The organism is Shewanella sp. VK101 (genome assembly GCF_056497865.1).
In genome coordinates this window covers 2,081,643-2,101,385 of the sequence record NZ_CM151402.1, presented here as the reverse complement: position 1 = coordinate 2,101,385, position 19,743 = coordinate 2,081,643, and the positions used below count along the sequence as shown (strand labels likewise).

At 52.9% G+C, this 19,743-nt stretch carries 12 protein-coding genes; 1 reads left to right on the top strand and 11 read right to left on the bottom strand.

Features of this window, described 5'->3' with window-relative positions; genetic code table 11:
* Positions 1-66 precede the first annotated feature (66 nt).
* Both ACSHSR_RS09535 and ACSHSR_RS09530 read right to left on the bottom strand, forming a co-directional pair.
* Positions 67-813, bottom strand: a complete 747-nt coding sequence (locus tag ACSHSR_RS09535) for a DsbA family protein (RefSeq protein ID WP_479631449.1) — start codon at positions 811-813, stop codon at positions 67-69.
* Positions 807-1,670: an MBL fold metallo-hydrolase gene (locus ACSHSR_RS09530; RefSeq protein ID WP_234504121.1), complete on the bottom strand. Its 864-nt coding sequence runs from the start codon at positions 1,668-1,670 to the stop codon at positions 807-809. Before ACSHSR_RS09530 ends, ACSHSR_RS09535 begins: the two co-directional genes overlap by 7 nt.
* A gap of 109 nt (positions 1,671-1,779) precedes the next feature.
* Here ACSHSR_RS09530 and ACSHSR_RS09525 point away from each other — a divergent pair, with 109 nt between their 5' ends.
* Positions 1,780-2,661 carry a LysR family transcriptional regulator gene (locus tag ACSHSR_RS09525; protein ID WP_144190645.1) on the top strand — a complete coding sequence of 294 codons (882 nt, stop codon included), beginning with the start codon at positions 1,780-1,782 and terminating at the stop codon, positions 2,659-2,661.
* A gap of 54 nt (positions 2,662-2,715) precedes the next feature.
* Here the strand turns inward: ACSHSR_RS09525 and ACSHSR_RS09520 are convergent, their stop codons facing one another.
* The 9 genes from ACSHSR_RS09520 to pepN form a co-directional block, all read right to left on the bottom strand.
* Positions 2,716-3,249: a cell division protein ZapC gene (locus ACSHSR_RS09520; protein WP_025011151.1), complete on the bottom strand. Its 534-nt coding sequence runs from the start codon at positions 3,247-3,249 to the stop codon at positions 2,716-2,718.
* 186 nt (positions 3,250-3,435) lie between these two features.
* On the bottom strand, positions 3,436-4,455 hold the full coding sequence (pyrD, locus tag ACSHSR_RS09515; RefSeq protein WP_107004908.1) for a quinone-dependent dihydroorotate dehydrogenase: 1,020 nt from the start codon (positions 4,453-4,455) through the stop codon (positions 3,436-3,438).
* Positions 4,456-4,516: 61 nt separating this feature from the next.
* Complete coding sequence (locus ACSHSR_RS09510; RefSeq protein WP_479631448.1) at positions 4,517-9,364, bottom strand: NAD-glutamate dehydrogenase; 4,848 nt, start codon at positions 9,362-9,364, stop codon at positions 4,517-4,519.
* A gap of 265 nt (positions 9,365-9,629) precedes the next feature.
* Positions 9,630-11,939: an efflux RND transporter permease subunit gene (locus ACSHSR_RS09505; protein WP_123116414.1), complete on the bottom strand. Its 2,310-nt coding sequence runs from the start codon at positions 11,937-11,939 to the stop codon at positions 9,630-9,632.
* 12 nt (positions 11,940-11,951) lie between these two features.
* Entirely contained in the window at positions 11,952-12,992 is a 1,041-nt protein-coding gene (locus tag ACSHSR_RS09500; RefSeq protein ID WP_107352035.1) for a WD40/YVTN/BNR-like repeat-containing protein, read from the bottom strand.
* 89 nt (positions 12,993-13,081) lie between these two features.
* Positions 13,082-14,449 (bottom strand): DUF1329 domain-containing protein, encoded by a 1,368-nt coding sequence (locus tag ACSHSR_RS09495; RefSeq protein ID WP_025887720.1) that lies wholly within the window; start codon positions 14,447-14,449, stop codon positions 13,082-13,084.
* Between the two features lie 13 nt (positions 14,450-14,462).
* Entirely contained in the window at positions 14,463-16,517 is a 2,055-nt protein-coding gene (locus ACSHSR_RS09490; RefSeq protein WP_028781454.1) for a DUF1302 domain-containing protein, read from the bottom strand.
* 315 nt (positions 16,518-16,832) lie between these two features.
* Positions 16,833-17,048 (bottom strand): DUF2835 domain-containing protein, encoded by a 216-nt coding sequence (locus tag ACSHSR_RS09485; protein WP_025011156.1) that lies wholly within the window; start codon positions 17,046-17,048, stop codon positions 16,833-16,835.
* An 8-nt stretch (positions 17,049-17,056) separates the two neighbouring features.
* The gene (gene pepN / locus ACSHSR_RS09480; protein ID WP_479631447.1) at positions 17,057-19,642 is read right to left on the bottom strand and encodes an aminopeptidase N; all 2,586 of its coding nucleotides are present in this window, start codon (positions 19,640-19,642) and stop codon (positions 17,057-17,059) included.
* Positions 19,643-19,743 lie beyond the last annotated feature (101 nt).

Sequence of the window (19,743 nt, the reverse complement as noted above, 5' to 3'; positions counted from 1 at the left end):
TAAGCCAAGAGTAAAATTGCAGCCCCTTCCAACGCCCTTAAGCCCGCTCGAACCCATGCGGAAAGCTTAATCGCAGCCGCCTCCCAGGGTACAAGCCGCCGGAGCGCTTGGCGCGGCTTTCGGATTACCTCTCTTGGCGCCAATCCCAGAGAGCTGTTTGGCAAAACTTGAGTCAAACCAACCCAGCATTGCCTCTATCTGGCCGTAGAAGCGGTTCAAAGGCACAGGGTGCCACTCACCGATTTCGCTTTCCAGAACCAGCGACGGAAAGCCTGCCAATCCAAGCTTTGCCATCATGGCCCGGCTCTGGGCGATATGGCTCGCCAGCGGCGATATCTGCCCGGCTGAGTTTGCTTCCATAACCGCCGTCAGATCGCTAGCCAATTTCTCGCGCCCCAGTGCCTGGAGACTCGGCAGCTCCTTCAGCAGTTGCAGTAACACTTCAGGCTCGGCAAGCCTTAAACCCTGAACATAATGGCCACGCTGCAATATCTCCAGCAGCGCCAATCCCTGCCCCGCCGCCTTTTCGGCCAGCAGGATGGCGGCAATGGCCGGTCCCGAGTCCAACACGGCGTCAGGGCATTGAAGCAAACCCTGAGTGTAATCGTCGCCAAAGGGCTGCCCGGTCAGCTTGGCAATTTTGCTGTCGTGGCTGAGGATATGTTGCCTGAGCCCCGGCGTTATTCTTGTTGCCTCCATCAGGCCGCCGGCATGCAATAATATCGGGAGTCTGGCACTCAAGGCATGAATGAGGGGCGCCGCACCATGGCACCAGCCGCACAAGGGGTCAAAAAAGTAGTGCAGCCTCACCATTTCATCTCGCCCTTGCTGACCTTGGCACCTATCTCCAATGCCATTGCAAGCCCGGCATTCGGGTACAGACGCTGCATGGTGTCAATAAGCTCAGCGCTGGTTTGCGTGTCGGCTTCGGCTTGTTCGAAATCCTGCAGGTACTTGAGTGTCGCGGCAATATTGTCCTGCTCGAGAAAAGATTCAGACAACATGTGCCCGGGGATCACCTTGGCAGGTTTAAGCGCCGCCATTTCCGCCAGCTGTGCCTTCCAGGCCGCTCGCTCACTCTGGCTCTGACTATCAGCCATCCACAGGTGCAAGCCTCCGGAGACGGCCACATTGCCGAGAATGGTTTTGCTGGAAGGTACCCAGAGGTATGGCCTGTCAGCCAGCAGTCCCTGGTCACCTTTAATCTCAATCACCTTGCCTTCAAGCATTAATTGACTGCCTTTAAATATCTCTGGCAGCTGCGCCTTGAGGGGGGCATTGCTACCCATTCTGGGGATCCAAAAGCTCAGCTTGTCTTCCAGCTTGGCCGAAATTTGTGCGTGCACCGCCGGGGTCGTCAGGTATTTTGCTTTAGGGAAAAACTGTTTGAGTGTGGCAACCCCGAAGTAATAGTCAGGATCCGCCTGGCTGACGAATACAGTGGTCAACTGCTTGCCACTGTCCAGAACCTCGGCGGCCAGTCGCAAGGCATCGGCGCGGGTGAAGCCTGTGTCGACCAAAATGGCTTCCTTGTCACCGGTTATCAGGGTAGCGTTGACATGAAAGCTGTTACCGTCGGCGTTATAGACTTTGAAGTCGAGGGCGTCCGATTCGGCGTGTAAAGAAAATGGCAACACTAAACTGGCAGCCAATACGAGTGATTTAAGCATGGTTTTACTCCGGTGAATTTCAACGTTGGCCAGTTTATGATTTCAATTAATGCAGATATACGGCTAAAATTGCGCAATATTGTTGTATAATCCGGACAAGTAATCGCAGATGGACAGATTAACCGCCGCCGAAGTTTTTGTGGATCTGGCCGCCAGTGGCAGCTTTACCGCTACCGCCGAGCGGCTTGAGATGTCGCGCGCCATGGTAACCCGCCATATCAAGACGCTTGAGGATTGGTTGGGCGCCAGATTACTCAATCGCACCACTCGCAGTGTAACCCTTACAGATGCCGGGAATCAGTGCCTGACATATTGTCGCCAGTTACTCTCGACCCGTGAGGCATTGGAAATCAGCCTAAGCGAGAGACGCAGACAATTGACCGGCAAACTGAGAATAAGCAGTAGCATGTCATTCGCACACGCACGACTGGCAGCGAGCCTCGCGCAATTCATCAGGCTTAATCCCGGGGTGGAAATCGAGTTGGATGTGAGCGATCGCGCTGTGGATCTGGTGGCGGAAAGGGTCGATCTGGTGATCCGTATTGCTTCAAGCCCGGATCCCTTGTTGATTGGCAAGCCGCTTATCAAGGTGAATTCGCAGCTGGTGGCTTCTCCTGAATACCTCAAACAGTATTCGGCGCCGCAGCACCCCAGGGATCTTCGCCAACACCTGTGCCTTGGCTACCGCCATTTCAATCGCAATCTCTGGCATCTTTCCAAGGGAGGGCAGAACGAATCTGTGGCGGTCAACTGCCAACTGGTGGCCAATGAAGCGACAGTGTTACTCAGGGCGGCTCAGGCCGGCAGCGGTATCGCCCAACTGCCCGATTATCTGCTGGCTGAGGCACTCAAAGATGGCAGCTTGCAATGTTTGCTGCCGGATTGGACACCGAGAGTCATGACGGCCTACGCTCTCTATAGCTCAAGAGAGCATATGCCGGTGGCACTGAGAGCCTTGATTGACCACTTGAGCCAGACATTCTCAGGCTGAAGACAAACCAAAAGCGGGGCCATTGGCCCCGTTCATACTCGCTGACAACCTTTGTCAGGCAGCAACTATCTGCTGCTGTGCCCTGAGCGGATGCAGACGATCGTGCATCACCTTGATGGTTTCAAAGCGGGTCAGGGTTTTGACATCGCTGAGTCGACATTCGTTGGCCAACATCATTACCAAAGAAGCCTGCAGCCCGGTCTCAACCACCATCACCAGCACACGCTCTCCACGACATTTGAGATCAAACATCTTTCCCGGCTCACTGTAAACACAGACAGCACTGGTGTCGAAGAACCATGACTTGGGCATCTGCGGTTTTTGCATAAAGTGAGCAGCGGTAGCATTCAATGCCAGTTGAACCACTTGTGCATCCGTCAATGACAGTGATTTGGTTAGACGATCAAGCAGGTCAATATAGAACTTGGCGTGCTCGACGCTGAATTCTGCTTCTTTCATTGCATCCGGTATCAAAGTCTTGGCTTTATAAGGAGTCAGAAATTCCATTTCCGAACCTAACGATACGCTAAGGACACCATACGAATCGTTATATCTCCATTGCCAATCTCTGTTTGGCATTAATAACATAACGCAATCCAATAAGACCTGTGATTTATTACAAACGGAATAATAGATGATATTTTACCCAATATCAAAAAAAGTTTTAGATATTAGATTGAGATAACAATATCTTAGACAGATCCTTTAGAACAAAAAACGATCGATTCAAATAAAAAAGGATCGCAATTGCGATCCCTTTGAGTGTTTTTTAACTTATTTGGATCTATAAGCGTCAACAATATCTTTAATTAATTTTGGCCCTTGATAGATAAAGCCGGAATAGATCTGCACCATGCTTGCTCCTGCATCCAATTTATCCAGAGCATCCTCGGCGCTATTAATACCGCCTACCCCCAGGATCGGGATCTCACCTTTCAAACACTGCGCCAGATATTTGATCACCTTGGTCGACAACTTGTTCAGCGGCTTACCGCTGAGGCCACCTGTCTCGTTGGAGTTGGCCAGGCCACTGACCCCATCACGGGTCAAAGTGGTATTGGTCGCTATGGCACCATCAAACTTATGTTTCAATAATGACTCGGCGATCTTTTCGATCTCTTCTTCGGTTAGATCCGGCGCTATTTTTAATGCTATGGGTACATACTTGCCATGCTTTTCTGCCAGTTCTGTTTGTTTGTTTTTTAAGCTCGCCAGCAAGTCGTCCAATAATTCGCCATATTGCATGGTACGCAGGCCGGGTGTATTGGGAGAAGAAATATTAACCGCGATGTAATCGGCATAGGCATAAACCTTGTCCATACAGATCAGATAATCATCTTTCCCCTGCTCTACCGGTGTATCTTTATTTTTACCTATATTGACACCGACCATGGCATTGGATTTTTTAGCCTTGAGATTAGCCACCAGATTATCCACGCCGAGATTATTAAAGCCCATGCGATTGATAATTGCCTTGGCTGGCTTAATCCGGAAAAGCCGAGGTTTATCGTTACCGGGTTGCGGTCTTGGGGTCACAGTTCCCACTTCAATATGACCAAATCCCATGGCATGAAAGGCATCGATACATTCACCGTCTTTATCCATACCGGCGGCCAAACCGACGGGATTAGGGAATGTCAGCCCCATGAATTCGACCGGGGCCGGGGTAAGATGCTGCGCATAAAAGCAGTTCAGCGGTGAGTTACCTGTGGTTCTGAGACTACTGATGGCAAAGTTGTGGGCGCGCTCAGGATCCATCTGAAACATGACTTTTTGTGCGAGTTTGTAAAACATGGTTTCTCCTAGACCTAAAAAAAGCCCCGGCGTTTGCCAGGGCTCTTATTGTTATAATAGCTTACTTCTGCCCTTCGCAGTGCAGGATCAGCAGATTCAGTTCACGTAGCGCTACTGAGAACTTCGCAAATTCATGGGTTTGCGATGTCTTGAAGTCAGCCAGCATGTGGAACCAGCGCTCCAGCAAGCCCTGATTGAGTTCGACCCATTGTTCGATAATGGCATCGGACTCACAGCTGTCGGTACAGCTACGCAGTACCGCCGATGTCAGTGCTCTTTGCTGCCAATCCAGCTCCTCACGGAAGGCTGCTCTGGCCAGTGCCTGCCAGTGGTTAGCCACCGGCTGACCACCGATCTGCTCCAGGAACCAGTGCAGATCGATTCTGGCGCCCAACTTGAAGTAAGTTTCTGCCACCAGTGAAACCGGCTTGGACTCCAGCTGAGCTATCTGGGCGATATCCAGTGCCGAGAACAGCGTACTCATGTTGGCAACCAGACTGGCCACCTCATGAGGCACAGCTTCTTTTTCCAGTGCGGCGATATCCTCTTCAATACCCGCCAGCTCATCGGCTACCAGATAAGAGCGGATATTGGCTTTCAGCTCGTCGAACACCGGCTTATAGAAGGCAACAACTTGCTCTATGCTCATGGCGCGGCTACGGTTACGCAGGAACCAGCGACAGGCACGGCGCATGTTACGGCGCAGCTGATGCAGCATCTCGCCCTGAACAACCGCGGGTACTATGCCGTTCAAGTCAGTAATGGCTTTGGTTAAATCTGCCAAACCAAACACTTCGCGAGCCATAGTGTAACAAATAGCGGCATCGGCAACTGAGGCGCCTGTCTCATCCTGCATACGCTGGACGAAATTGAGCCCCATATCGTTAACCAGTTCATTGGCCAGCGAGGTAGCAATGATCTCACCGCGCAGCGGATGCTGAGTCATCTTGTCGGCATACTTCTGCTGCAGCTTGCCAGGGAAGTAATCCACCAGCAGTTGGCTCAACCAGGCGTCATCTGTGATCACAGGTGTCAGCAGTTGCTCCTTGAGCACCATCTTGGCGTAAGCCACCAATACCGACAGCTCAGGACGGGTCAAACCACGGCCGCTGGCCAGACGCTCGGACAGCTCCTCTTCTGTAGGCAGGAATTCCAGTGCCCGGTCCAACTTACCTTCTTTTTCCAGGTAGTTGATGAAGCGGATCTGCTCTTTGAGCTGCTCGGCGCCGCGCACCTGAGTCACAGAGATGGTGCGAGTCTGATCTTTACAGTCCTGCAGCACTATCTGAGCGACTTCATCTGTCATCTCTTCCAGCAAGCGGTTACGCTGCTTGAGGGTCATCTCGCCTTCGGCCACTAGGGCGTTGAGCAGAATCTTGATGTTAACTTCGTTGTCCGAACAGTCCACACCACCCACGTTATCGACAAAGTCGGTGTTGATACGGCCACCATTGGCAGCGTATTCGATACGGCCGAGCTGAGTACAACCCAGGTTACCGCCTTCACCTATGATCTTGGCCTTAAGCTCGCCACCGTTGACCCTCAAACCGTCGTTGGCGCGGTCGCCGACTTCGGCATGGGTTTCACTGCTCGCTTTGACATAAGTACCGATACCGCCGTTCCAGATCAGGTCTACCGGCATTTTCAGCAGGCACTTGATCAGCTCAGTCGGCGTCATAGCATCCTTGTCGGTCGCCAGCATCTTCTTGATTTCCGGCGTCAAACTGATGGATTTTGCGCTACGGGCAAAGATACCACCGCCTTTGGAGATCAGCTCCTTGTTATAGTCTTCCCAGCTGGAGCGAGGCAGATTAAACAGACGCTGACGCTCGACAAAGCTGGTCGCTGAGTCCGGCGTTGGGTCAATAAAGATATGCATGTGGTTGAAAGCCGCCACCAGTTGGGTGTGCTCAGACAAGAGCATGCCGTTACCGAATACGTCACCGGCCATGTCACCTATACCCACACAGGTGAAATCTGTGGTCTGGCAATCGATACCTACTTCGCGGAAGTGACGTTTCACCGACTCCCAGGCGCCGCGGGCGGTGATGCCCATCTTCTTGTGGTCATAACCGTTGGAACCACCGGACGCGAAGGCATCACCCAGCCAGAAGCCATATTCGATGGCAATGGCGTTGGCGGTGTCAGAGAAGGTCGCCGTGCCCTTATCGGCGGCAACCACCAGGTAAGGGTCGTCTTCATCGTGACGCACCACATCCACAGGAGGAACCAGGTCGCCGTTGACGATATTGTCTGTGATATCCAGCAGACCACGGATAAAGATCCGGTAGCATTCCTGACCTTCGGTGAAGAAGGCTTCACGGCCGCCTTCGGTCGGCAGTTGTTTACAAACAAAGCCACCCTTGGCACCTACGGGCACAATCACAGTGTTCTTAACCTGCTGTGCCTTCACCAGACCCAGCACTTCGGTACGGAAGTCCTCGCGGCGATCAGACCAGCGCAGACCACCACGGGCCACTTTACCACCACGCAGATGCACACCTTCAACCCTTGGGCTGTAGACGAAGATTTCAAACTTCGGCAGCGGCTTGGGCATTTCAGGGATCTGGTTGGGGGCAAACTTGAAGGAGATATAATCCTTCGGCTGGCCGGCGGCATCTTGCTGATAGAAGTTGGTTCTCAACGTGGCGTTGATAAGATCCAGATAGCGGCGAATGATACGGTCATCATCCAGGCTGGATACGTCATCGAGACGCAGATTGATCTGCTCGATAAACTTATCCAGCGTGCGGGTCTTCAGCTTGGGATTGAACTTACGAATAAACATCTTCACCAGCGAATCGGCAATCTGCGGATAACGGCTGAAGGTTTCTTCGATGTAAGCCTGGCTGAAGGTCGCATCTATTTGGCGCATATACTTGGCATAAGCGCGCAGCACTGACACTTCGCGGCCGGAAAGCCCGGTAGCCAGCACCATACGGTTGAAGCCGTCGTCTTCCAGTTTTTTCTGCCAAACCTGAGCCAGCGCGGTCTGGAATCTGTCCTGGCTGTCTGCCAGGTTTTCAGTGGCACCGCCCTGTACTGTCATCAGGAAGTCGAGGATCCAGAAGGTTGCGCCATCTGTGCTCTTCACTTCATAGGGACGCTCATTGATCACCCTGAGACCGAAGTTTTCCAGCATAGGCAGCACATCAGACAAATGGATAGGCTCATCCTTGTGGAACAGCTTCAAACGAACCTTGTTGCTGCCGGGCGCCGCTTCCTGTGGCTGATAGAACAACATGCCCAGCTTATGGTCATCGTCCAGCGCTTCCAGTTGCTGCAGATCCACCACGGCCGACGTAGGCAGCACATCGTCTTTGTAACTCTGCGGGAATGCAGTCAGATAACGCTTGAACAGGCGAGTGCCCTGTTCTTCACCCAGTGAATTGTTGAGCGCGCTCTGAAGTTTATCTTCCCATGAGCGAGCGGCTTCAATCAGATTGTTTTCTATGGCAGCCACATCGAGTTCCAAATTATTGTTGTTGTCGACTTTAACTATGTAGTGGGTACGGGCCAAGCTCGACTCGGAGAAGTAAGTGGTAAACTCCACCTCTTCATTACTGTTAAAGGTTTGGGCGAAGATCCTTTGAGTATCTTCACGCAGACGAGTGTTGTATCTGTCTTTGGAGACATACACCAAACAGGACAGGAAGCGGCCGAAACCGTCTTTACGGACAAACAGCTTGAGTTTATCTCTATCCTGCATCTCCAACACGCCATGCGCCATGTGCGACAACTCTTCGACGCTTGCCTGAATAATCTCGTCCCTTGGCAGGTTTTCCAGAATATTCATCAACGCTTTATAGTCGTGGGAGCGCGGTGCCAGTCCTGACTTGTCCATCACCCGCTGGACTTTCTCGGCCAGCAGGGGGATCTCTTTCGGGCTGCGGTTGTACAGATTGGAGGCATACAGGCCGATGAATCTGTCTTCACCGACGACATTACCGGCCTCATCGAAACGTTTGACGCCGATATAGTCGACATAGGCGGGTCTGTGAACCCGGCTCTTGGCACTGCTCTTGGTCAGGATCAGCAAACTGTTGTCCAGCGCTTCACGGCGAGCCGATTCAGAGAAAGAAGACAGCATCAAACCGTGCTCTGGCTGCGCCTTACCGGGTTTGTTCATCAAGCCCAGGCTGCTTGCCATATCCGGCACCAGCTCAACGTCACCCTCGACTTTTCGCAGGTCGTAGCGACGATAACCCATCAGAGTAAAATGGTGGTTGTTCAAATAGTTAAGGAAGCGAGTCGCTTCTTCAAGTTCGGCTTTCTCACCGGGGAATGGGCGCTTTGGCAGCTCTTCAGCCACTTCTGCCAGCTTGTCGGACATGGCGCGCCAGTCATTGACGGCGGCGGCGACATCACCGAGCACGGACTCTATCTCTTTTTCGAGTTGTTTTATGTCCTTGTCGCTGCTTTGGCGGTCGATTTCGATCAGGAATACCGCAACCTTGTCGCTGTCTTCCTTGCTGTCGTTAACAAAGCTAACTCGCTTGATGTCTGTGCCCTGGCGCTCAATGGCCAGTGGCGTATGCAACATCATATGAGCCGTGATCCCCAAACGGTTGAGGGCCATACCCACAGAATCCACCAGGAAGGGCATATCGGGCTGCACAACTTCTATGATGGAGTGGGTTGATTGCCAGCCGTGCTTGGCCTGGCTTGGGTTAAATACCCTTAAGTGAGTTTCCCCACAAAGCGTGCTGTTCAGGGCATTCCAAAGACTCAGGACGGCACCGTAGAGATCGCTATCGTTACGGGCCAGGAGATCGTCCTTGGACATGTGAGCGTAGAGGCAGGTGGCGAACTGTTCCACCTGATTTGCTTGTGCTTTAGGGACTTTGGAGTGGATTAAACTGACTACCTTTTCAAGCAGTACTGAAGGCATTGCATCTTTCAAGGCCATTTTGCTGTTTCCTTAAGCGTCTATGGCAGCGCTTTTTTCATTATATGGATGCTTCGACGAATGACCCGGGCCTGAATTTTTTGTGACCGAGGTCATGCCGCGCAGTGTATTACTAAACACACCATAATTCGAGCAAAATTTTAGTGGTACATCCTGTACAAATCCAGCAATGACGGGATATTGAAGGGAGTGGTGAAGAAGTAATCGGAATAACAGACTAACTATGCAGCAAGGGCAGGAGAAACTTCTTCCCCTGCCCCCATCACTAACTGTGTTTGCGCCAGAAAAGTGCCGCCAGCGCAGGCAGGATAATTATGGCCCCGAGCATGTTGACCACAAACATGAAGGTAAGCAAAATTCCCATATCCATCTGGAACTTAAGTGCAGAGAAGAACCAGGTGCTCACCCCAATGGCCAAGGTCAGGCCGGTGAAGATGACCGCACTGCCCCGCTCCATCAAGGCTTCGAAATAGGCCTGCTGCACCGCCATACCATCACGCAGTTTCACGGCCATGGTCGACAGGATATAGATGCCATAGTCCACCCCGATACCCACCCCGAGGGCAATAACCGGCAAGGTGCTCACCGTCAGGCCTATATCCAGCCAAGTCATCAGTGCCTGCGCCAGTGTCGATACCACATACAGAGGCAGAATCACTGCAACCGTGGCTTTCAGTGAGCGGAAGCTTATCAGGCAGAGGATAAACACCGCGCCATAGACATACAGCATCATAGGCAGCTGCGCCTCGGCCACGGCCTCGTTGGTTGCCGCCATCACCCCGACCGGGCCGGAAGCGAGTTTAAAGCTCAGCTTGTCGTCGTCCATTTCGGCGGCCAGCAGCCTCACCTTGTTCACCACCTGCTCTATGGTTTCCGCCTTATGATCCTTAAGAAACAGATAAACAGGCATCACAGAGCAATCGCCGTTCAGCAGGCCTGTGCTGGTAGGAATTTGTGACACCAACTGTGCCAGGCTGGCCGGGCTCCTGGGCAATACCTGCCACTTGGGGCTACCCTCGTTGAAACCGGCATTCACCTGGCGTGCCACCGAGGCGATACTGGCGGTAAACTCAACCCCTGGGGTGTTGCGCGCCAACCATTCGAACCTGTCAATCTTCTCCAGCGCCGAGTGATAGGTACAGGCCTCGGGATAGGCTTCCACTATCACACTCATCACGTCTGTGGTGATAGAGAAATGATCGGTAATAAAGAAGGTGTCCTGGTTATAGCGGGAGTCCTGATGCAGCGCCGGTGCTCCGCCCTGAAGATCGCCGATTTGCATCTTGCCGGCTTGCTGCAACCCGCCCAGATAAAGCAGTGCAGTGGCAGCTACCACCACCGCAGCATATTTTGGGGTAGCAAAACAGGTGAGCTTTTGCCAAAAGGCCGCTGTCTTGGCCTCGGTGCCAGCGTCCGCTTTCGCGGCCTTTATCTGGAAGAAGGAGATCACCAGAGGCAAGAGCACCAGGTTGGTCAGGATGATCACCGCCACCCCAAGCGATGCGGAAATAGCCAGCTCGCGAATAATGCCGATATCGATTGCCAGCAAGGTCATAAACCCTATGGTATCCGACAGCAAGGCGACCCCGCCCGGTACCAAGAGGCTACGAAACGCCGAAGCCGCCGCCACCTTGGTACTCTGACCATCGGCGACCCGCTTGCGGATGGCGTTGATCATCTGTACCCCGTGGCTGACACCTATGGCAAATACCAAAAACGGCACCAGAATCGACATGGGATCCAAGCCAAAGCCCACCACGGTCAAGAGACCAAGCTGCCAGACCACGGCTATCAAGCTGCACACCAAAGGCAGCAGGGTCAACACCATAGAGCGGGAGAAGAGATACACCATCAGGGCCGTGACCAAAATGGCTATCAGGAAAAACAGCAGTACCCCTTTGGCCCCGTCTGCCACATCGCCGGCCATCTTGGCAAAGCCTATGATGTGAATCTTGATGCCGTCTTTTTCAAACTGGCCTCTGAGCTGCTCTTCCAGTTGGGCGGCAAACGCCAAAGTGTCCAATGGCTCGCCGGTTTGCGGATCAAAGTCCATCAGCTGCGCCGTCACCATGGCGGCGCTGTAGTCCTCTGCCACCAGACGGCCGACTATGCCGGCCTTTTCGATATTGCCTCTGACCCGCTCAAGCCCGGCTTCTGTCGTGCTGAAATCCGCCGGGATCACCGGCCCTCCGGCAAAGCCGTCTTCCACCACTTCGGTAAAACGTGTCGACGGCGAAAACAGGGATTTCACCTGAGAGCGCTCTACTCCGGGAATAAAGAACAGTTGATCATGCACATTCTTCAGGGTGTCGAAAAACGCCGGATTGAAAATATTACCGCTGCTGTCTTCTACCGCCACCATAATGGAGTTGGCACCGCCAAACTGCTTCTGGTGTTTGAGGTAGGTCTGCATATAGGGGTGATGCAGCGGAATGTTTTTGACAAATGCCGCATCCATTTTCAGCTGACTGGCCTGAAAGCCCAGAAATACCGTGGTCAGCGCAAACAGCAGTATCACTCCGATACGATTGCGAAAGAGAAAACTCTCAATCCCATTGACCAGTCTGTCTAACATAATAATGGCCCTTTATTGTTGTTTTAGTTCGAAAAGCCCTTTGGTTCCGGCTATCCATAACCGGCCCTTGGGGTCAACGGCAACTGCCGATAAGTTTTCCCCTCTGCGCTGGGTCACCAGCTCAGCGTGTAAGTTGTTATCCAAACGAATCACGGCGCCGCCATTGCCGACCAGCAGCAGGCCCCCTTTGACCGGCGCAGCCGCATTGAGGGTCGATTCAAGCGGCATCTTTATCTCCTGCCACTGACTCATATCTTCCGGTGCGCTGAAGGCATGTCCTCGCAAGCCAAACACATAGAGCTGTTTATCCCTTTCTATGGCATTGAACAAAGAGCCGTCATAAATAAACTCCAGTCGCTGCCACAAACGGCCGCCATCTTCGGAAATGGCTACCATTCCCAGCTCCCCGACCATAAGCAAGCGCTTATCTTCAAGGGCTATGACCCGATTGAAATGGGGCAGAATAGAGTCAGACTCGGCCTGATAAGCCTCTTCATCCTGCTGTTTGAGATCCGCCAGATAATCGGCGTCATCTTGGCTCAAGAGCTCGGGATGAAATTCTTTCTGCCAGCTTTGGCCACCATCTGTGGTGCGCAGAAATAGACCATAGGCGCCAACGGCTATTCCGTTTTGCGAGTCGGCAAACCAAACATCCAACAAGGGCCGGGCAAGCTCTGGCGAACTGAACTGTTGCAGCCAGGAGAGCCCGCCATCTTGGGTGGCAAGAATGGTGGCATCATGGCCCACGGCCCAGCCATGGTTGGCATCGAGAAAAAATACCTTGGTCAACTGCGCCTGACTCGGTGTCGCCACCTGTTGCCACTGATTGGCATCGGCGCTGAGCCTTAAGATATGACCCCGCTCACCGACCGCCACCATAGTGCTGCCGGCCTGAGCAATATCCAACATCAAAGAGTGAACCGCCAAAGGCTGCAGCTGGCCGGTCAGAGCCCCGGTTGCAGATTGCGTTTCGGCGTGAAGGGGCGAAATCGCGCCCTGGAATGTGAGTATGCCAAGGCCCAGAGCCGCTGCTTGAAGCATGCGATACGACATTACAGACTTCCTTAGGGTTGAAAGGGGCGCACGCGCCCCTGGAATTTCCAACTGGGTGACCTCAGCCTCCCATTACAGATGCCACAGGCTTAACGTATCCCTTCGCGGCGCAGCGCTGCCGGGGTGAAGTTGGCCTCGGACAACTTGGCATCGAAGTCATACATACGGCCTTCGTTATCCAAACCTATGGCGATATAGCGACGGGACTGCAGATCGTGATACACCTCGAGGGTACTCCAGTGAGTCGGCACCTCGTAGTAGTTCAGGCCATGAGCCATGGCAACCCGATACAGTTCGTCACGGTTGTCGTACAGATCGGCGATTGATACCTGCCAGGAATCCTCATCCAGATAGAAAACCCGGGTCTTGTAGATGTGGCGCATTCCCTCTTTCAAGCTGGCCTTGACCACCCAGACTCTGTGCTTTTCGTAACGCACATAGTCAGGGTTCAGGTGACCTGGCTTGAGCAACTCACTGTACTTGACCTTATCCGAGTGCAGACGGTAGTCGTTATAAGGAATGAAGATCTCTTTCTTGCCAAGCAGTTCCCAGTTGTAACGGGAAGGCGAACCATTGAACATATCGAAATCATCCGTGGTGCGCAGGCCATCGGAAACCGTACCTGGTGTGTCGAAGGCCACGTTGGGCGCCTTTCTCACCCGGCGCTGCCCTGTGTTGTAAGTCCAGGCCTGGCGGGGTTCCTTTTCCTGATCCATGGTTTCCTTCACCAATAGCGCGGTACCGGCAAGACGCGCGGGCTGGGTAACTACCTGTTTGAATTCAAACAAGATATTGTTCTTTTTCAACTCTTCGAGACTGGCATCCGGGCGTGAATATTCGAAGCGTATCTCTTCGGCCATTTCCACCAGAGTATAATCGCCGCTGGCGGTAGGCGCGGCTTGGCTACGCTCGGTTTCGATATCAATACCGCGGAATCTGAGGATATGGTTCCAGATGGCTTCAAGGCCATTGGCCGGCTCAGGGAAAGGAATACCTATGGAAGCGCCATCGACACCATTGCCCTCGGCTACCAGAGTTGCACGGGTAGCATTGGCCTTGGTGGCATCATAGACAAACTGAGGCACAGAAGCGGTACGCCGGGTCTGGTAGATGTTCATCTTAAAGCTGTCGGGATAGGTTTCGAACATCTTCAGCTGGCCAGGCGTCAAAAACTCCTTGTATTGATCCTTGTTGGCCGCGGTAACCGTCGCCAGCGGCTTGTCATCCGGGAAAGGATCGGGATGGTGCATGCCCTTTTGATAGCCCGCTGGAGGTGTGGTAATACCGCCGTCCCAAGCCGGAATACTGCCATCGGCATTGGGGCCCTTCTCAGCCCCGAGTGGAGTCAGACTGGTACCCAATTTTGCCGCATCGGCCTCGGAAATCTTGGCTTCTACAGCTGTGGTGGCCCCCAAAGCCAGGATCACAGCAGCAGACAATATAGCTATAGTTCTCATTTTATTGTCCTTATCAGATCGAAAACTTAACGTTGAAAGACACATAATCGCGATCGGCCATCGCGTTGGTTGTGCCTACCCCACCGAAGAAACTGTTATAGGAAAGATCCGCGCCCCAGCGGCTCTGGTAGTCAAAACTGAGTCCCAGTGCCACGGACTTGCGACCTTCGGTAAACAGGAACATAGGATCCGGGGTGATACCCTCAACGTCATGGGAGAAAATCACTCGAGGTGACATATTGATGCCGGAGAACACGTTGTTGAAATCGGCCTTGGCGACAATTCGGTAACCCCAGGCGAAATCTGTTGGGAACGGATTGGTTTCAGGGCCATTGTGCAACGCCTCTATGATGCCAGGCATATCCGGATTGCCGCCGCTGCGACCCGTGCCTGGACCATTGAGCCTGAGTTCATCAAAACTTGGCATATCGTGGATCCATACCCCACCGACTTCGGCGAGCATGGTCAGGTTATCGGTACCCAAGGTGGGACCGAACAAGTGGGTAAAGGTCATCTGCGCTTGAGTGGTATCGAGACGAATATAACCTTCGGCGTATTCACCCGGACCAACATCCTTGACATAGGAAGTATACTGGGACAAACCATCAAGATCCGGTCTCAGCCCTGCGTTGGCAAGCTGTTGTGGCATAGCGGCAAATAGCAGTTCCACATCATCAATCTGCAGTGGCTCATCCTGGCGGTGTGCGATTTCACCGGCTACAGAGGTATCACCAAGCAAGGTGTTAAAGCTAAAGCCATAGAGCTTGATATCTTCAGGATAAACCACCTGGGCCTTGGAGAAGCTGTCCAGGCTCAGCAGCACTTCACGGTTAATATTGCCGGCGTTTTGCCCAAGCACCGCCATATCAGACAGCAGCGCGCCTGTGCTGAAGTCCGCCGTGGTACCACTGATGAGTGGGCGACGGCTATGGTAGTTCATGTAGTACAAGCCAAACTCGGTTTCACCCAGCTCCGGAGCGTAATAACCCAGTTTGATACCGTACTGACCGGAATCGCTGGGAGCGGCTTCATCTTCCACCAATGTCACCTTGGTGGGATAAGCCAGTGCCATCTGCACTAACTGCTCGGTCGGAATATTCTGTCCGGAGGCTATCATGTTGGACAGACGGTTATATTCCTGGGTCAGGAAATCGAGATTGATATCCGGGTTGGCGTTGAAGCCGAGCTGAGCGTTTTGGTTGTAGCCACCGTAACCGACAAAGTCGTTGGTGCCGAAAATCGACCCAGGAGTCGGAACCCAGATAGGCTCCCAGTCATACTGATAGAAAGCTTCCAGCGAGAGGTTTTCGGTCACCCCAAAAGAGGCCCACACCATACCCTGCGGTCTGAAGGCTTCCTTCAATTCGGCGCCCGGCGCATTGAGTATGTTCAAATCAACCGGGTTGATCACCGCAATACCATGGGAAATCAGCGTGCTTTCCCCCCATGACACCACCTGATTACCCACACGGATAGTCAGCGGATTGGCACCATCGTTGAAGTCAAAGTTGGCATAGACGAAGGCATCCAGCAGACGGATGTCCTTACACTGCACTTCCTCGGCGCGCTTGTCGGCGCAAGGGTCGTAGCGGTTGCCGGTCAGAGGATCATTGAAATCGTAGATCCTGTCGTTCAGCTTACGATCGTAGAAATACATGCCGCGGGCGAAAATACCGAAATTCTCATACTTGAGCGACAGCTCGTGCAGCCCCTTGAAGATTTCCGAGGTAGTATCACCCTTGGAATAGAGGAGATTACTCAAGTCATTGTTACTGGAATAGGAACCGGGCTGCGCCCAGATCTCGGCAGCCGTGTACTTGGTATCAGTAAAAGCGGAATAGCCACTCCAGTCGAATCTGGGATGGTTAACTTTACCTATCTGACCATCCCAGTCACGTCCTTCCACGCGCCAACTGGCGCCCAAGGTCCAGGTCGAATCAAAGGAGCCATCCACATCGCCCCATTTGAAAGACACCGCTTCGACACTGGGGATCATCCCTAAACTCAGTGCCGACGCCACCCCCAAAGCGAGCGCCGACTTGTTAAAACGGTTTATCACTGTTTTCATTTATCGCTTCTCCGTAACCTGCTGGATTAATTGTTATAGGAGTCTCAACCAACATCTTGTTAGCTCACAGGTAACACCATTGTTACAGCAATTAATGCTGATGAGCAAGGCGGATACTGAGAAATTTATTGTGCAGATTTGAGGACTTAAGACGGATCCGTCATTCAGGAAAGGCGCAGGGATTTAAATTTTTGTTGAGTATGCAAACGACAGTGAAGGTTAACAGCTATAATCCAATTAATTTCAATGAATTAACCTTTGTTACAGCTGTAAAAAACGGCCGACTGATTTAGTCGACCGTTTTAAGTAATTACTCTAAAGTTGTTTCAAGGAAATGAACTTTCCATCCCGGTCCAATCTGAGATGGAATTCACCGTGAATACCATCGGCGGTCAGAAAAGGACGTAGACGGCGGCCGTTGATCCAGAGGATCTTGCCACCCTTTTCCCTGACCTCAACATTTTCAGCAATACCTTGATAGTAAGGTAAAAAGTCCTGATAACTCAGATTGAGGCGAAAGTAAAATTCCATCTTTAAACTCAGTCTTCCAGTGCGCGGCTGACCTTCTCATAAAGATCCCGTGACAGCTCAGGCATAGCCAACAACTCCTGCAGGCAAGCCTTCATTTTGGCCTGACGCCCGGCATCAAACTTGGCAAACTGGATCAGCGGAGTAATGATCCGTGCTGCCACTTGCGGGTTGAGGCGATTGAGCTGTTTGAGCATGGCGGTAAGGAAAGCATATCCCTTGCCGTCCTGGCGGTGGAATTGGCGCACATTGGCCGCGGCAAAACTGCCCACCAAGGAACGAACCCGGTTGGGATTATTCAGACTGAAAGCCGGATGTTGCAACAGGGTCTCGAGTCTGGCGATCACCTCATCATCTGTCGCCATCGCCTGCAGGCTGAACCACTTGTCCATCACCAGAGGGGTCTGGTTCCAGCGCTGCTCGAATGCCTGCATCAGGGTATTGCGGCAATCACAATTGGCATCATTGGCGGCAAGCAGCGCGCCCAGCGCATCTGTCATGCCAGAGGCCGATGCAAACTGCTGTTCAATCAAAGACTCATGCTCATCAGAGACTTTGGCCAGCAGCCAAAGCAGGGTGTTTTTCAAACTGCGGGCGGCGGCCTCATCCAGTGGCAGCAATTGACGATAACGGGCCAGCAGCTCATCTTCACAGCCAGTGGCGATGGCTTCAATCACAAAGTCGCGAGCCAGCAACAGGGCATCCAACTCAACCTTATCGGCCTGCTCAATCAAGGAAGACACTGAAAGCAGCTTTAGAATTTCGGCCGCAAGGCCCTTATCCAAAGCTTCGTCCAGTATCACACCTCTGAAGCCGTCGACAACCCGAGGATCCAGATGCATCCCCTGCCCTTGTTCAAGTAAAGTCACATTGGCCCAAACAGCGCGGCTGAAGAGACTCATCGCCGCTTCCCAGCGGGCCACTTCACTGCCGGCATGGCGCAGTAAGCAGAGCAGCTGCACTGTGCTGTAGTCATACTTGAGCTTCACCGGCGCCGAAAAGTCCTGCAACAGCGAAGGGATCGGACGGGCACTGATATCCTTAAACTCCAGAGTCTGCTCGGCCTGGGTAAAATCAAACACTTGGTTGACCAAGGCGTTGCCGTCATTGCCCAGCAGTTCCAGGCTGAACGGAATATGCAACGCTGCCTTGGCCGCTTCACCGGCGCGCACTGGGGTGAACTGTTTGAGGTGCAGGCGGTAAGTCTCTGTGCTTGCCTCATACTCATCGGTCACTGTCACTTGAGGGGTGCCCGCCTGGCTATACCAAAGGCGGAATTGAGTCAGATCTTTACCTGAGGCATCTTCCATAGCGGCGACAAAGTCATCACAGGTAACCGCCTGGCCGTCGTGGCGCTCGAAATAGAGCTTCATCCCTGCCTGGAAGGCCTGCTCACCCAGCAGGGTGTGCATCATGCGGATCACTTCGGCGCCCTTGTTGTAAACAGTGACTGTGTAGAAATTATTCATCTCTATCACGCTTTCGGGGCGAATAGGATGCGACATCGGGCCAGAATCCTCGGCGAACTGCTGGTTCTTGATGACCTTGATGGCATGAATACGGTTGACGGCCCGGGAGCCGAGATCTGAGCTGAATTCCTGATCGCGAAATACGGTCAGGCCCTCTTTCAGGCTCAATTGGAACCAATCGCGGCAAGTTACCCGGTTGCCGGTCCAGTTGTGGAAATATTCGTGGCCAATCACAGATTCTATACCGTGAAAGTCATCATCGGTCGCCGTGTCTTTATCCGCCAACACATACTTGGTGTTGAAGATATTCAGGCCCTTGTTTTCCATGGCGCCCATGTTGAAGAAGTCCACAGCCACCACCATGTAGATATCGAGATCGTACTCGAGATCAAAGCGTGACTCGTCCCAGGCCATCGCCTTTTTAAGTGAAGCCATGGCGTGTCCGGCCTTGTGCAGGTTGCCCTTGTCGACAAACACCTGCAGTTTGACCTCTCTGCCGGAGCGGGTGGTAAAGCTGTCTTCCAGCAGGTCAAAGTCACCGGCAACCAAGGCAAACAGGTAAGCGGGTTTAGGGAAAGGGTCTTTCCAGACGGCGAAATGACGACCATCGGCCATCTCCCCTTTTTCCAGCAAGTTGCCGTTGGAAAGCAGGAAAGGAAACGCCTTGTCGGCTTCGATACGTACCTGGTATTTGGCCAGCACATCGGGACGGTCGAGAAAATAAGTGATGCGCCTGAAACCTTCCGCCTCGCACTGAGTGCAATAGGCGCCATCGGACATGTACAGGCCTTCCAGTGCCGAGTTATCGGCCGGGCTGATGCGAGTCACCAGAGTCAATTCAAATTCGTTGAGTTCGGTTTCAAGCAGTAGTTTACCCGGCTCGAGGCGATAGTCGGCCGGTTCACCATTGACCAACAGCTGCTCCAGCTCCAACTCGTCACCGTCAAGCTGCAGAGGCTCATTGTGACTGCCGTTGCGCTTTACCCGGCTGACGGCCGTCACTCGGGTTTGCTTGGGTTCAAGCTGAAATGAGAGTGACAGTTCGGGGATCAAAAACGCCGGTGGACGATAATCGGCCAGGTGCTTGGCCTGCAGTTGTTGCGGGGAAAGGGTTTGTGCTTCAGACATAGGTCATCCTTAATTCGTTGGGCACTGGCAGTCGCTGAGTTCGTTGACTGATCTTGCCTCTGTTCGCGCTGGGAGCAAACAAAAAACGCGCAATCAGCGCG

Excerpts from the sequence above, each read along its gene's own strand:
- ACSHSR_RS09535 (WP_479631449.1), bottom strand. The coding sequence starts at position 813 with ATGGTGAGGCTGCACTACTTTTTTGACCCCTTGTGCGGCTGGTGCCAT.
- ACSHSR_RS09530 (WP_234504121.1), bottom strand. The coding sequence starts at position 1,670 with ATGCTTAAATCACTCGTATTGGCTGCCAGTTTAGTGTTGCCATTTTCT.
- ACSHSR_RS09525 (WP_144190645.1), top strand. The coding sequence starts at position 1,780 with ATGGACAGATTAACCGCCGCCGAAGTTTTTGTGGATCTGGCCGCCAGT.
- ACSHSR_RS09520 (WP_025011151.1), bottom strand. The coding sequence starts at position 3,249 with ATGTTATTAATGCCAAACAGAGATTGGCAATGGAGATATAACGATTCG.
- pyrD (WP_107004908.1), bottom strand. The coding sequence starts at position 4,455 with ATGTTTTACAAACTCGCACAAAAAGTCATGTTTCAGATGGATCCTGAG.
- ACSHSR_RS09510 (WP_479631448.1), bottom strand. The coding sequence starts at position 9,364 with ATGGCCTTGAAAGATGCAATGCCTTCAGTACTGCTTGAAAAGGTAGTC.
- ACSHSR_RS09505 (WP_123116414.1), bottom strand. The coding sequence starts at position 11,939 with ATGTTAGACAGACTGGTCAATGGGATTGAGAGTTTTCTCTTTCGCAAT.
- ACSHSR_RS09500 (WP_107352035.1), bottom strand. The coding sequence starts at position 12,992 with ATGTCGTATCGCATGCTTCAAGCAGCGGCTCTGGGCCTTGGCATACTC.
- ACSHSR_RS09495 (WP_025887720.1), bottom strand. The coding sequence starts at position 14,449 with ATGAGAACTATAGCTATATTGTCTGCTGCTGTGATCCTGGCTTTGGGG.
- ACSHSR_RS09490 (WP_028781454.1), bottom strand. The coding sequence starts at position 16,517 with ATGAAAACAGTGATAAACCGTTTTAACAAGTCGGCGCTCGCTTTGGGG.
- ACSHSR_RS09485 (WP_025011156.1), bottom strand. The coding sequence starts at position 17,048 with ATGGAATTTTACTTTCGCCTCAATCTGAGTTATCAGGACTTTTTACCT.
- pepN (WP_479631447.1), bottom strand. The coding sequence starts at position 19,642 with ATGTCTGAAGCACAAACCCTTTCCCCGCAACAACTGCAGGCCAAGCAC.